12 protein-coding genes and 1 pseudogene are annotated in these 12,557 nt (G+C 62.2%); 7 read left to right on the top strand and 6 right to left on the bottom strand.

Annotated elements, in window-relative coordinates; all coding sequences use genetic code 11:
• Positions 1-1,472, bottom strand: a 1,472-nt coding sequence (locus MKK53_RS03350; protein WP_243926908.1) for a TonB-dependent receptor plug domain-containing protein, incomplete at its 3' end; no start/stop codon positions are given.
• Positions 1,473-2,138: 666 nt separating this feature from the next.
• Here MKK53_RS03350 and MKK53_RS03345 point away from each other — a divergent pair.
• The 4 genes from MKK53_RS03345 (at position 2,139) to uraD (ending at position 5,008) form a co-directional block, all read left to right on the top strand.
• Positions 2,139-3,506: an MFS transporter gene (locus tag MKK53_RS03345; RefSeq protein ID WP_243926906.1), complete on the top strand. Its 1,368-nt coding sequence runs from the start codon at positions 2,139-2,141 to the stop codon at positions 3,504-3,506.
• A 157-nt stretch (positions 3,507-3,663) separates the two neighbouring features.
• Positions 3,664-4,101, top strand: a complete 438-nt coding sequence (gene uraH / locus MKK53_RS03340; RefSeq protein WP_243926904.1) for a hydroxyisourate hydrolase — start codon at positions 3,664-3,666, stop codon at positions 4,099-4,101.
• Between the two features lie 38 nt (positions 4,102-4,139).
• Entirely contained in the window at positions 4,140-4,493 is a 354-nt protein-coding gene (gene uraH, locus MKK53_RS03335) for a hydroxyisourate hydrolase (protein ID WP_243926902.1), read from the top strand.
• 5 nt (positions 4,494-4,498) lie between these two features.
• On the top strand, positions 4,499-5,008 hold the full coding sequence (gene uraD, locus MKK53_RS03330; RefSeq protein WP_279598794.1) for a 2-oxo-4-hydroxy-4-carboxy-5-ureidoimidazoline decarboxylase: 510 nt from the start codon (positions 4,499-4,501) through the stop codon (positions 5,006-5,008).
• A gap of 425 nt (positions 5,009-5,433) precedes the next feature.
• Here uraD and MKK53_RS03325 read toward each other — a convergent pair.
• The 3 genes and pseudogenes from MKK53_RS03325 to MKK53_RS03315 form a co-directional block, all read right to left on the bottom strand.
• Positions 5,434-6,054 (bottom strand): annotated as a pseudogene (locus MKK53_RS03325) (tyrosine-type recombinase/integrase).
• Between the two features lie 284 nt (positions 6,055-6,338).
• The gene (locus tag MKK53_RS03320) at positions 6,339-8,129 is read right to left on the bottom strand and encodes a hypothetical protein (RefSeq protein WP_243926898.1); all 1,791 of its coding nucleotides are present in this window, start codon (positions 8,127-8,129) and stop codon (positions 6,339-6,341) included.
• Between the two features lie 144 nt (positions 8,130-8,273).
• Positions 8,274-8,795 carry a hypothetical protein gene (locus tag MKK53_RS03315; RefSeq protein ID WP_243926896.1) on the bottom strand — a complete coding sequence of 174 codons (522 nt, stop codon included), beginning with the start codon at positions 8,793-8,795 and terminating at the stop codon, positions 8,274-8,276.
• A gap of 500 nt (positions 8,796-9,295) precedes the next feature.
• Here MKK53_RS03315 and MKK53_RS03310 point away from each other — a divergent pair, with 500 nt between their 5' ends.
• The 3 genes from MKK53_RS03310 to MKK53_RS03300 are packed head-to-tail and all read left to right on the top strand — an operon-like array spanning position 9,296 to position 11,945.
• A complete protein-coding gene (locus tag MKK53_RS03310; RefSeq protein WP_243926895.1) occupies positions 9,296-9,850 on the top strand; it encodes a DUF3489 domain-containing protein in 555 nt (184 codons plus the stop codon).
• Positions 9,851-9,891: 41 nt separating this feature from the next.
• Positions 9,892-10,377, top strand: a complete 486-nt coding sequence (locus tag MKK53_RS03305; protein ID WP_243926893.1) for a DUF2924 domain-containing protein — start codon at positions 9,892-9,894, stop codon at positions 10,375-10,377.
• Positions 10,374-11,945 (top strand): recombinase family protein, encoded by a 1,572-nt coding sequence (locus MKK53_RS03300; RefSeq protein ID WP_243926891.1) that lies wholly within the window; start codon positions 10,374-10,376, stop codon positions 11,943-11,945. Before MKK53_RS03305 ends, MKK53_RS03300 begins: the two co-directional genes overlap by 4 nt.
• Positions 11,946-11,971: 26 nt before the next feature.
• Here the strand turns inward: MKK53_RS03300 and MKK53_RS03295 are convergent, their stop codons facing one another.
• Together MKK53_RS03295 and MKK53_RS03290 are read right to left on the bottom strand one after the other, a co-directional pair.
• The gene (locus MKK53_RS03295; RefSeq protein ID WP_243926889.1) at positions 11,972-12,250 is read right to left on the bottom strand and encodes a hypothetical protein; all 279 of its coding nucleotides are present in this window, start codon (positions 12,248-12,250) and stop codon (positions 11,972-11,974) included.
• A gap of 101 nt (positions 12,251-12,351) precedes the next feature.
• Positions 12,352-12,557, bottom strand: a 206-nt coding sequence (locus tag MKK53_RS03290) for a hypothetical protein (protein ID WP_243926887.1), incomplete at its 5' end; no start/stop codon positions are given.

The following is a 12,557-nucleotide window of genomic DNA, read 5'->3' as shown; positions in this document are numbered from 1 at the left end:
GACACCGCACTGGCAGGTGTCGCGTAGGTGTCTTGGAAGACCCAGTCATGGCGACCGTTCAGGGTCAGGATAAAATCACCGAACTTCGCTTGGTCCTGCAGGTAGACGCCGACCTGGTCCTGTGTCTGGCGAGAGGCATCCCCCAAGGGCGGTGTGGCGATGAACTGTTGGCCGTAGTTCCGGGTGATGAGGTTTAGGTCCGGCACGGCGGTACTATCGCCAAAGTAACTTCCGAACCGGCTGGTCAGGCTGTAACGGGCATAGTCCACGCCTGCGACTGCGGTATGGGCGATCGGGCCGGTAGCGAAGCGGGCTTCCAGCTGGTTGTCCAGCGTCTGCTGCACGAGGCCGGCTTTCAGATACCCATTGTCGCGGGCGGCGGTGACGCCGTCGGCATTGAAGGATGAGATATCCACGTACTTCGCGCTCAGGTTCAGGCCGTAATGCCGAAAGTTTTGGCGGAAGATCAGGTCAGGGGTGAACTTATGTTCGAAGGCGTAGCCGATCCTGTACTGGGTCTGGTCAAGGCCGGCAAAGCGCGGATCGCCCATGTAGTAGTTCGTCGCCCGGAAGCCTGGCTGGTTGTAGAAGAATGTCGTTGCCGGGGTGTTGGTGATCTGGAATTCGCTGAGCAGCGTGAAGGTCGTGTCGGCCGACAGCTTCCAAGTGAAGGCCGGGGCGATGTTGAACTGATCATTGTTCGTACCGAGCCCGATAAAAGTCCCCGCTTCGCGCCGCACGCCGGTCAGGCGATAGGCCATCGTGCCGTCCGAGCCCGCCACCGGACCACCGAAGTCGAAGTTGCCCTGGTAGCGATCGAAGCTGCCGGTCTGGAACTGCACCTCGCCGAACGGCACGAAAACGGGACGCTTGCTCGTGATGTCGAGGATCCCCCCTGGCGAGCCAAGGCCGTACAGGCCCGAGGCCGGGCCACGCAGGATGGTTACCGCTTCGGCGCCATAAGGTTCACTCTTCGGATAGGCGAAGCCGCTGCCGATCACCCGTAGACCATCACGGTAGATGCCCTGATTCGTCAGGACGTCGAAGCCGCGGATGAATATCTGGTCGAAGCGCGGGTCGAAGCCGGACCGGGCGGAGATAGCGCCGGGAACGTAGTTGATTGCGTCAGTGAAAGTCTGGACGTTCCTATCGTTAAGCTGTTCGCGGGTGACCACCGAAACCGACTGTGGGGCCTCGATCAGGGGCGTGTTGGTCTTCGTCGCGACTGTGGAGACGCGAGCGGTATAGCCGGTGACCCCGGAGGGTCCGCCGCCACCTCCGCTTGTGGCAGCCGTGCCACCATCGCCTGCGCTGAGATTGAGCCCGCCGGGACTGGGGACGGGATAGGAGTTACCTGGCGCGGCTGCCACAACCGACAGTTCGTTCAGTTGAACGGCATCCTGCGCCACTGCTGGACTGACGAGGGCGCTGGAAGCGAGGAGGACAGAGAGGAGCGAGGAACGATAGGACATGGATCACGCAGGCACGCGCCATAAGCGGCGCAGTACAGACGTCATTTCAGTTTGCAGCTAAGCGTACAAGCCAGAAAAGTGTTAAAATTCACACATTTACAACAGCTCAAATCTGGATCTTCTCTAATCTAGGGTCTTGGGAGAGGCTGTGTTCTCCCAGGAGCGCATCATCGTTGAAGGTCGAGCTGAGAATGACCTCCATCACGCAGGCGGGTATAATTCGATGCTTGGAGAGAAGGATACATTTGCTACGCCCCGTTTCAGCATCGAGTTGGCCACCATCTTTGACATCAGGTAGGGGTTAGCCAAAGGACCGCCCAACGGCCGCTTTTGGGCAAGATCGATTGTTCTGCACACGTCTGGGTTGGGTCGTGAGGAGGCCTTCCACTTTTCCAACGGCTCCTCTCCGAAGCGGACCAGCTGTTATCGGCCATGTTCAGTCGGCTGCTCCGTCGGTTGAACGGCCGCACGCTGCCTTCACGAATAGGATTGAGTGGAGGGTGATGACACCGCCGCCGCCCTCTAGTGGATGAACACGCATCACACGTGGTCGGATTGGACGAAAGCTGCTTACATCGAGGGTATGACACGGATGCTTCCGTACGTTCGTCCCACTCGTGACCACGTCAGGTGCGGGTGAGCCTGGTTCCAGCAGCAAGGGCAATTATGACGAGCGAGGCTCACAGCACCACGCCGACCCCGGCCATCGTCGCTCCCGCATCCCTTGACGAAACATACCAGCGCATCACGTGGCGATTGTTGCCGTTCCTCATGTTCCTGTGGATCCTGTCTTGGATCGACCGAGTGAATATCGGCTTCGCCAAACTCGAGATGCTCGCGGAACTCCGATTCAGCGAGACGGTCTACGGCATTGGCGCCGGCATCTTCTTCATCGGTTATTTCCTCTGCGAGGTACCGAGCAACCTGCTTCTCGAATACATCGGCGCTCGCAAGACCATTGCGCGGATCACCTTCCTCTGGGGCCTCTGCTGCGTGGCGATGATGTTCGTCACCACGCCCCTGTTCTTCTACGCGCTGCGCTTGCTGCTCGGCGTGTTCGAAGCAGGGTTCTATCCCGGTGTCATCCTGTTCCTGACCTACTGGTATCCGAGCGAGCGGCGCGCCAAGGTGTTCGGGCTTTTCATGTCGGCCTCGGCGCTCGCCGGCGTCATCGGCGGTCCCCTCGCCGGGGCGATCGTGTCGGGAATGCACGGGGTCAACTGCTGGTCCGGCTGGCAGTGGGTGTTCCTGCTGGAGGGCATTCCCTCGATCCTCGCCGGCATCGTCACGCTTCTCTACCTGACCGACCGCCCCGCCAAGGCCACCTGGCTGAGCGAGGAGCAGAAGGCGTTGGTGGCGGCCGATCTCGCCCGCGACGCCGCCACACTCGGCCCAAGGGAGCACCGCATCCTCGCCTCGCTCAAGGACGTCCGTGTCTGGCAATGCATCGCGATCTTCTTCTGCATCATCACGGCGAACTCGGCCCTGACCTTCTACGGGCCGAGCGTGGTGCGCGATGCCGGCTTCACTGATCCGCTCACCGTGGGCTGGATCATGTCGGCGGCCTACCTGTGCGGCGGCGCTGGGATGATCCTCAACGGCCGGCATTCGGATCGGACGGGAGAAGCCCGCCTGCATTGCGGAGTTCCGGCGCTCATCGGCGCGATGGCCATCGCGATGACCGGCCTCCTCGTCTCAAGCGCACCCATCCTCGCCATGCTGTCGCTGGCTGTGGCGGTCGTCGGCACGATGAGTGTTATCCCGGTCTTCTGGCAGATTCCCGGCCGGTTTCTCGCGGGCTCCGCCGCCGCGGCGGGCATCGCGCTCATCAATTCGGTGGCCAACCTCGCCGGCTTCGGCGCACCGACGGTGATGGGCTACCTGCGCGAGCACATCGGCTCGCCCGCCACGGGCCTTTGGCTGGTGGCAGGTGTCGAGGCCGCCGCGCTGATGCTGATCCTCGTATTCGTCCCACCGGCGACGGCAGCCATGGAGCGGCGTGCGCAGGCCCGCGCGGCGCATGAGCCGGCCTGATCGCCGGGCTCCCGTTTTGCATGGCTCTCGCCCACCGTAGGAGACCCGCTCTTTGGACCCCTTACTCCCTCACTCTCCCCTGACGCGACGTCGCCTCATCGGCACCGGGCTTGGCACCGTTGCGGCGAGTTCGGCAGCTAGCGTCTCGGCAGAGGCCTTGGCGCAGGGCAGTCCGGCCCCGTCCGAGGCCCCGGCCAAGCCTAGCACACTGACCACGGCGCCTGTCTCGCAGACCGGCCTTTCGCCACGCCTGACCCTCCACGCCATCGACAACTTCCACGGCACGCCCGGCGCGGGCATGGTCTGTGACCTCGCGATGCACGACGGGGCGACCTACCGGCCGATCAAGACCATCACCACCGCCCCGACCGGCCGCACTACCGAGCCGCTCCTCGTGGACGAGGCCTTCAAGCCCGGCCGCTACGAACTGGTGATGCATGTCCAGGAGTACTTCGCGAAGTTCGGCGTCGCCTTGCCGAGCCCGAACTTCCTCAGCCTCGTGCCGATACGCTTCCGGATCCGCGATGGAAGCCAGCGCTACCATTTGCCAGTGCTGTTCACGCCCTGGGGCTATTCCTACTACCGCGGCAGCTGACGCGTCGGACTTCGCACCCATCGATCAGGAGATCCGACATGGCCGGCATCACCACGCACGTCCTCGACACCGACCGCGGGCACCCCGCCGCGGGGGTCCGCATCGATTTCTCGGTTCTGGAGAACGGGCAGTGGCGCCTCGTGAAGAGGGTCGTCACCAATGCCGACGGGCGAACCGACGGACCGATCCTGCCCGCCGACAAGGCGGCCGTAGGCCAGTACCAGCTGGAATTCCACGTCGAGCCCTATTTCCAGGCGCGCTCGGGTACGAACGAAGCCGACATCTTCATCGACAACCCGGTGGTCCGTTTCGCGATCTTCGACGCCAAGCAGCACTACCACGTGCCGATGCTCTGTACCCCGTCGAGCTTCACCACCTATCGTGGAAGCTGAGCCGAATGCCCGACCTCCATCAGATCAACAGCCTCGACCGCGACGCGTTCGTGAACCTCCTCGGCGGGGTGTTCGAGCATGCCGCCTGGGTGGCGGAGGCGGCCTCCGCCAAGCAGCCCTTCGCCAGCGTGCAGGACCTTCACGCCGCGATGATTGCCGCCGTCCGCGAGGCTCCCGCCGACATGCGCCTTGCCTTCCTCAACGGTCATCCGGAACTCGCCGGCCCCGAAGCCAGGGCTAAGGCGATGACGGCGGACTCATCCCAGGAACAGGGAAGCGCCGGCCTCGACCAACTCTCACAGGCGGATGCGGAGGCGTTCGACAGGTTGAACGCCGCCTATCGCAGCCGCTTCGGTTTCCCTTTCATTGTCGCCGTCCGCGGTCGCGACCTCCGGGATATCCTCGTGCTGTTCAAGCAAAGGCTCGAGAGCGAGCGCGACGAGGAGGAGGCGACGGCCCTCGGCGAGATCAGCGCCATCACGCGGATGCGGTTGGATCGGCTGCTGCAGAGTTAGGTGGGGCCACTCTGGTCTATGCGATGGACAGGAGACACGTGCGAAGGCGGGAAAGACAGCGCTGAGATAGTCGAAGACGAAGCTGTCGTGGCGTGTTGCGACGCGTCGCGAATTCTCGAGGTAGCGGTACTGGCGCGCGATCCAATTGCTCAAGCCGAAGTCGCCACACGCCCGATGAATAACTGAACTTGGTCAGGCAAATTGCTTACGGCACTGGCTGTATGGGTCGTGAGAAGGGCGCCGGCTTCGACGACAGCCAATCCGCCAAGCGGGCAAGTCGCTTTCCGTCCGCTTTTCCGGTTTGCCCTCTCCAGAGCAGCCATTCCGCTTTCGGCCAGTGAACGTCATTCGTCGCCGTTGAACCATGTCCGCTTTTGGACACAGCATTCGGGCCGCGACAGCCTGAGAGACCGCCGCGGCAATCGTCAAATGTCAGTTTGCTCAGACATCACCAGGGCATCGTCTGCTTCGATGCCGAGGTAGCGCACCGTACTTTCAAGCTTGGTATGCCCGAGCAGTAGCTAACAGGCGCGCAGATTGCCGGTCCGTTGGTAAATTAGCGCGACCTTGGTTCGGTGCAGGCTGTGCGGGCCGTACCCTGCTGGGTCGAGCCCGATCAGCGCCACCCACTCATCGACGAGTCGGCCGTACTGTCGTGTCGTTAGATGTTCGCCAGGACGGCTTCTGCTGGGGAATAGCCAATCCCCAGCACGTAGACCCCGAAGCTTGAGCCAAGCGGCTAATGTCTCTCGTGTCGTCTCGGTCAATTCGAACGGGACCGGTCGGCCCGTTTTCTGTTGCACGATGGTAGTGCGTAGCCGGATGCCATCCCCAAGGTGAACATCGGCTACGCGTAGGCGGACGAGGTCGCACCCGCGCAGCTTGCTGTCAATTGCGGTGTTAAAAAGGGCGAGGTCGCGTATGCGGCCCTCGTGCTGCAGGCGGGTGCAGATCGCCCAGATGTGCTTAGGCTTGAACGGCGGCTTGGGTCCGATGAGGCGTCCAAGGTTCCAGGGCCGGCGGGAGGTGTCGATCGTCGAAGACATGCTGATACTCCGGTAGAGGAGCCATCAGCATCCCTCTCAAACCAGCGATTCGCCCTCGCCGAAGTGCGCCCACACCGGACATGATGTAGGCGCCATACAGCAGACGTCATTGATCTGGAGGCTTTCTGAGTCCGTTTGCGAGGATATGCTCAACGTCCCCGAACGCCTAAGATCGGCTAGACGGCACCGACCATAAAGGTAGCGTCCGTTACATCAGCCCTGAATCAGTTTGTTGTTTTCTACAATAAGCTCCTTCCGTTCCAAGATACAGTTCTGCATTTGCTTCAATGAGCACGCCTGCTGATGCTAGCGTGTACACTGTCAAAAGTGTGTTGACCTTGACCGCAAAACGCATCCCAGTCGAAGTAACTTGGCGTCATACCGGAAGCTATCCAGACGTTGGTCAGATAATCGCGGAACCGGACAGCCCGCTGATAGCGATCACTCAATTTCATTGAGCGGATGGTGCGGCGTAGTTCTTCAGCCGTATTTTCTTCGAAAATGGGCGTGTCGACGACCATAGCATCCATGTACGTCACCGAGGTCATCCACGTCTTGAGATGATATGCTCCTATTGTATTGATGCGAAAAGCCCTTGGCACGAAGCCATAAGCACCATCCTCATCTTCTTCGAACGTAATCCGTTCGGGAGACTCAATCAGTTTTTTATTATTCGCCATCCGGAGTGTCGCATCGATGACGGCGGGCCTGTAACCGAGGGACTGCAATTCATCCTTAAGTACGCTGTAATCGACAAAGCCCTCAGCCGTCCGGCGGGGCGCGCTTTCGTCGAGAAGCGCAAGTATGAGAGGTAGGAGGAAGTGCTCACGCGCGTCGTCGGTCTGGACGGCAAATAAGTTTGCAGCCGTGACCTTCTCAGGATCAAAATAATTGTAGTTGCCTCTCAAGGCAACTTTCCAGAAATCGTGCACCGGCACGAAATAGCGTTGCGACTGCTCAAGTCCAATGATAACGCCCTGCAGGTCAACGTTCGGGTTGCCGAACATTGATGCCAAGAACTCAATTAAAAGACGCACATTTCCACCTGTAATATTCTCAAGAAAAAGCTTAACATCGTCACTTCTGTCAATCGATTCAAGCAAAACTTTTATCAGTGTCGCCATATTACCAAGCTTAAACGATATGCCCTGTAGCCGCTGAAGATGCAGTTTTCCCTCAGCGATGTCCTTAGCAAACCGCAATCGACGGTCGATTACTTCATCGATGCGCGGCGGGGCGATCGTAAAGATGCGGTGGGGGTATGCTGACAGGGCTCCCGACCGCTTCGAGATAAAAAACGTGCGTGGCCGGACGGATATAAACACCGTTGCTTTCCACTCCGCGGCCAAGTTCTGCGCAATGATGAAGGCTTCTTGCTGTACAGTGATGCTGCGTTGGTCGGCGTTATCGACCGCTACGATGACCTGCTTTCGCCTTTCTCTCGAGAGATAATCGATGCAGTTCCGCAGATGCTCTGCCTTACTTGATTGCTTTTCCGACAAAAGCCCAAATAACTTCTCTTGGTAAAGTCTATGGTTGGCCTCCTTAGCCTCACCGTATATTGATCTATCAAAGCGCCGAATGTCTTTTTTGTAGACGGATCTGACGAAGGTGGCTTCTGTAATATCTATATCGTGTTTCTCGATCAGTGCAGTCTCGATCTGCTCGAGAACAAGAGCGGGGACATCGTTCCAGAGCGCGCCTTTGCGCCCGAGATCGACGTATGCGTAAATCGCGTGCTGGAATTCGGCGAACGCACTGACATACATTAGATGCTTTAAGAATGAGGATTTGCCAACGCCCACATCGCCAACGAGGGCGATAGGATGGTTAGAAATGGCTTCGGCCAAAATTTCCGGCGTCAGTTGCGGCTTGTCTTTCTTAAATGACACCGGCGTCGCAACGTCCTCAGCGTCGGGGAAAAGTGAGCTGTAACGGGCATTCAGCATCTGTTTGCTGATCAAGGCGTGCTGGCTGAGCGCTCCGCTCTGGCAGTAACAATGCTTGTAAAACTCCTTCTCGACTTCTTGCTGATCAGATATACCGAGAAGTAGCAATTCGGCAATGTCGATCATTGCGCGCTGTAGATCGCTCGACTCGCGGAACTGCGGATAGTTCGGGATAGAGGTCGACAGTTTTTCCGGCGGCTTGGGCGCGCTCGCCTTAGCGATAAGGTTGAAGAGCTCGCCGCTGGCAACGGCGCCAGGTGAAAGGAGTTGTCACGCTCTCGGAAATGCCGCTTTCAGGTGTTCTAGGCTCTCGAATAGCACGCATCTGTTGCTAGTCCGATCGGTCAATTCCCGATCGGCCTTGAACGCCACAATTTGGTGGCCGTTTGTCGCTACGCATAGCTCAACACCGCGGGATATAGAGTAACGGTTAACTTGCTCGACCGCCATTTTGCAGTCTGGGCTTACGAGCATGACCGATGCCAGAGAGTGCACGATGCTCGATTGTCGGCGGGAAGGAACCTCGAAAGCCTTTCCCTCCCGCTTTGCTTCCCAGATCGCAACCGGATGGCGGCCGAGTTCATAGTCGCTGTATTCGCGTCCTACCGACCGCTCCAAACGGAATTCATCCGCATTGTTAGGCCAGCCAAAGCATTCGACAATCAGCCGGTCTATGATGTGAAATCGGGTTTCGGCTTCATTCATCGTGCGCGCACGTTCTGACAGGTCCCCTATTAGCCTTTCAAGATTCGCCAAGCCGTCAGCTAGCTCGGTGGGGGATTGCGCAGGCATCTGTTCCTTCCATGCGCTGAAACCTAGTAGTTTTTGCAGAGAAAGCCTCTGCCGTCCAGGGTGAGTGCCAAGGAGGTTGTTCTGCTCTTTTGCTGAGGATCCGGATCGTCAGTTATGCGGTGCGCCATGCGACCCAGCGTCCATGAGCCCGGAAGCGGACTCCCGACACGTCTGTTACGGGTCAAAAGCTTCCATTGTCAGTAGACCCCGGCGCGAATTTTTACGCCGTCCCCGCCCACCGACACATTCGACTGGACTGCCGGAGCAAACGGAGCATGTGTGGTCGCTGAGACGACGCAGCCGCTATTATCGATGCTGCGCTCGTTTGGACCAAGTGCAGCGGGGAGCGTCAGGACAAACAACCAAACGACAAATGGCTTTCACTGCCGAGAGGTCGTCTCTCCGACTACTTGTACGTCGCCTCGCCTGCCGACCTCGCGTCGCTGGCGAGGTCGGGGTCGTGGCAGGGCCTGTCCTGCCGCCGACGGAGACCCCGACCCATGACCACCCTCTCGCTCACCCGCACCGAGGCGGACATCCTGCACGCCGCCGCCGCGGCCGAGGGACGTTTGCAGTTCGCCCCGGCCATGAAGCCGGCCAGCCGCAAGCAGCTCCTCGGGCGCTTCCTGCGCGACGCGCTCATCACCTCATCGGACGCGCCGGACGGACAGCATCGCCTCACGCCCGCGGGCTACCGCGCCATCGGTCTCACCCCGCCTCCGGTATCCGGCGCGGCGTCCCGCCCGAACAAGAAAGCGCTGGTGCTGACCCTGCTGGCGCGAGACGAAGGAGCGACGCTGGCCGAGCTGATCGGGGCGACGAGCTGGCTGCCGCACACCACCCGCGCCGCCCTCTCGCGCATCCGATCCAGCGGGCAACCGCTGGCCAAGGCGACGCGGCCAGATGCTACGACGGCCTACCGCATCCTGCCGGCACCGCCCCCGCCTGCTGCCCGTGCCCGCTCGCGGCGCAAGGGAGCTACTCCGGACCTTACAGCGACCGCAGGCATTGGGGCTGAGCTGCCGGCGGGCGCGCTGATGCAGGCCACCACCTGATGGCGCGGGTCAAATCGATTACAGGGTGTGAGGCGGACCGTGTGTCCGCCTCGCTCTCCGCGCTCGCCGGGATAAACGCGGCGGCGCTCGATCGGCGCTGGCGCCAGCTCTTCGGCGCAGCCCCGCCCCCCGGCCTCCCGCCGGCGCAGCGCGCACGGGTGATCGCCTACCGCCTCCAGGCCATCGCCTACGGCGACCTCGACCGCGATACCGCACGGGCCCTCGATCGGTTGGCGCAGGCACGGGGGCAGTCTGACCAGGGAGGAGAGGCTAGGTCAGTCTCGGTGCCGGTGCCGGACCTACGCGGGCACACCCCCGGCGTGACGCTCTCCCGCGAATGGGCGGGGGTGATGCACACCGTGCAGGTGCTGGAGACGGGCTATGCCTGGAACGGCGCGATCTACGACAGCCTGTCCCGGGTAGCGCAGCTCATCACCGGCACCAAGTGGAACGGCCCCCGCTTCTTCGGACTGCGCGCCAAAGCCACCCGCGGTGCGGAGATCGGAGTGGGGAGGGTTCAGGCATGAGCGCCCGCCCGCCCAAACAGCGCCAGCCCCCGCACCCCGGCCCGCGGCCGACCCTGCGTTGTGCGATCTACACCCGGGTGTCGACCGAGCACGGGCTCGATCAGGAGTTCAACTCCCTCGACAACCAGCGCGAGGCGGCGGAGGCCTACATCCGCTCCCAGGCGCACGAGGGATGGCGCCTGCTGCCCGGCCGCTACGACGATGGCGGCTTCTCCGGCGGGTCGCTCGAGCGCCCCGCCCTGCAGCGGCTGCTGACCGAGGTGCGAGCGCGACGAGTTGACGTCATCGTCGTGTACAAGGTCGACCGCCTCACCCGCGCTCTGTCCGACTTCGCCAAGCTCGTCGAGCTGTTCGACGGGCACGGCGTATCGTTCGTGTCGGTGACCCAGGCGTTCAACACCACCACGAGCATGGGTCGGCTGACGCTCAACGTGCTCCTGTCGTTCGCCCAGTTCGAGCGCGAGGTCACCGGCGAGCGCATCCGGGACAAGATCGCCGCGAGCAAGCGCAAGGGGATCTGGATGGGCGGCATCGTGCCCCTCGGCTACCGGGTCGAGGACCGCGCGCTGCACGTCGTCGAGGAGCAGGCCGCCCTCGTGCAGGCGATCTTCATGGGCTACCTCGCCCACGGCACGGTGGCGGCGCTGAAGCAGGATCTCGATGCAAGAGGGGTCACGCTGCCGGTCCGCCGCGATGGGGCGGGGCGGGAGACCGGTGGCGGTCGGTTCTCGCGCGGGCATCTTTACAAGCTGCTCGGCAACCCCCTGTACGTCGGGCAGCTCCGGCACAAGGGGCAGGTGCATGACGGCCAGCATCCTGCGATCGTCGATGGGGTGACGTGGCAGGCGGTGCAGGATCGTCTCGCCGCCAACCACCACGAGCATCACCGGGGGCGAGCCGAGAGCGTGCACCTTCTCACCGGGCGTCTGCGCGAGGCGGGGGGCGAGGCGATGATGCCGAGCCATTCTCAGAAGGGCGCGGTGCGCTACCGCTACTATGTCGCCCGCGCGATCGGGCTCGATGGCAAGCGGCTGCGCCTGCCCGCGGCGCCGATCGAGGCAACCGTCGTGACGGGTTTGCGCGGCATCGCTGCGCCGCACTCTACTCGACTCGATGACGCCGCCCTTATCACCGCGGAGCTCGAGGCGGTGACGGTGCATGCCGATCACCTCGTGGTGCAGCTCAGCGGGGATCGCCCGCCCCTGTCGTTGCCCTTCACGCATCAGCCGTCTCAGCGGCGCCGGGCGATCGTCGTCCCGCCGGGCCGCGAGGGTGATCGGCTGCGGGCGATGAAGGCGGAGGATCGCACCCGGATCCTCGCGGGCATCGCCGCGGGCCGGACCTGGATGGGGGATCTCGTGGCGGGGCGCAGCACGGGCATCGAGGCGATCGCCCTGGCCGAGCAGCGCAGCGAGCGCTCGGTGCGCATGACGCTGTCGCTCGCGCTGCTCTCCCCCGGCATCGTGCGCGCGATCGTCGAGGCCCGCCTGCCCCGGGGCATCGGCCTGCGCCATCTGTGCGAGTTGCCCCCGGCCTGGGATGCGCAGGAGCGTATCCTCGGCCTCTGACATCCGAGTATCCGACCGGGGAGCGATCAGGCGATCAGGCGAACCGCCATCCCGATCAGCACCGCGGCCCCCAAGCAGCGCCGCCATGGGTTGACCCCGCGCAGCAGCTCATCGCCCGCCCAGACCGCGAGGGCGATCCAGGATGCGATCGCCGCCCATCGGCCGATGGCGGTCCCCTCCCCCGCGATCCAGGCGATGGCCTGCATCAGGCCGAACAGCCATAGTGGCAGGTTCGGCCACTGGCCGATCACGATGCGCCCACTCGTGCGGTCGCGGAAGAACCAGTCGAGGACCGCGGGTAGCATCGCAGGAAACGGGAATGAGGTTTGGGGAGACCGAGGCCAGAATGGCCGGGGATCCGGCCCGAGAGACGAGGCAGAGACACGTCCGCCTCAGAGCGGCCGAGCTAAGTCATTGACAGGACGTGAACTTCGACGACCACCAGGATCACGCCGTTTGCGTGAGAAACCTTGGTGGTGGAGGTAGTCATGGGCGAACCCGTCTCCGACGCGCCCCTTCCCGCGAACAGGGAAAAAACAGGGATTTGGACGAATTGTCGGGGCCAAATGCGCTCCAGCGACGTCAAAACATCAGCATTTTCCGGGGGTTGAA

Source organism: Methylobacterium sp. J-076 (assembly GCF_022829405.1).
GTDB lineage: Bacteria > Pseudomonadota > Alphaproteobacteria > Rhizobiales > Beijerinckiaceae > Methylobacterium.
Note: the sequence above shows the minus strand (reverse complement) of the source record. Positions and strands in the feature narration are given on the sequence as shown.

Bases quoted from the DNA above. Each gene is read 5' to 3' on its own strand.
- MKK53_RS03345 (WP_243926906.1), top strand. From the start codon at position 2,139: ATGACGAGCGAGGCTCACAGCACCACGCCGACCCCGGCCATCGTCGCT.
- uraH (WP_243926902.1), top strand. From the start codon at position 4,140: ATGGCCGGCATCACCACGCACGTCCTCGACACCGACCGCGGGCACCCC.
- uraD (WP_279598794.1), top strand. From the start codon at position 4,499: ATGCCCGACCTCCATCAGATCAACAGCCTCGACCGCGACGCGTTCGTG.
- MKK53_RS03320 (WP_243926898.1), bottom strand. From the start codon at position 8,129: ATGATCGACATTGCCGAATTGCTACTTCTCGGTATATCTGATCAGCAA.
- MKK53_RS03315 (WP_243926896.1), bottom strand. From the start codon at position 8,795: ATGCCTGCGCAATCCCCCACCGAGCTAGCTGACGGCTTGGCGAATCTT.
- MKK53_RS03310 (WP_243926895.1), top strand. From the start codon at position 9,296: ATGACCACCCTCTCGCTCACCCGCACCGAGGCGGACATCCTGCACGCC.
- MKK53_RS03300 (WP_243926891.1), top strand. From the start codon at position 10,374: ATGAGCGCCCGCCCGCCCAAACAGCGCCAGCCCCCGCACCCCGGCCCG.
- MKK53_RS03295 (WP_243926889.1), bottom strand. From the start codon at position 12,250: ATGCTACCCGCGGTCCTCGACTGGTTCTTCCGCGACCGCACGAGTGGG.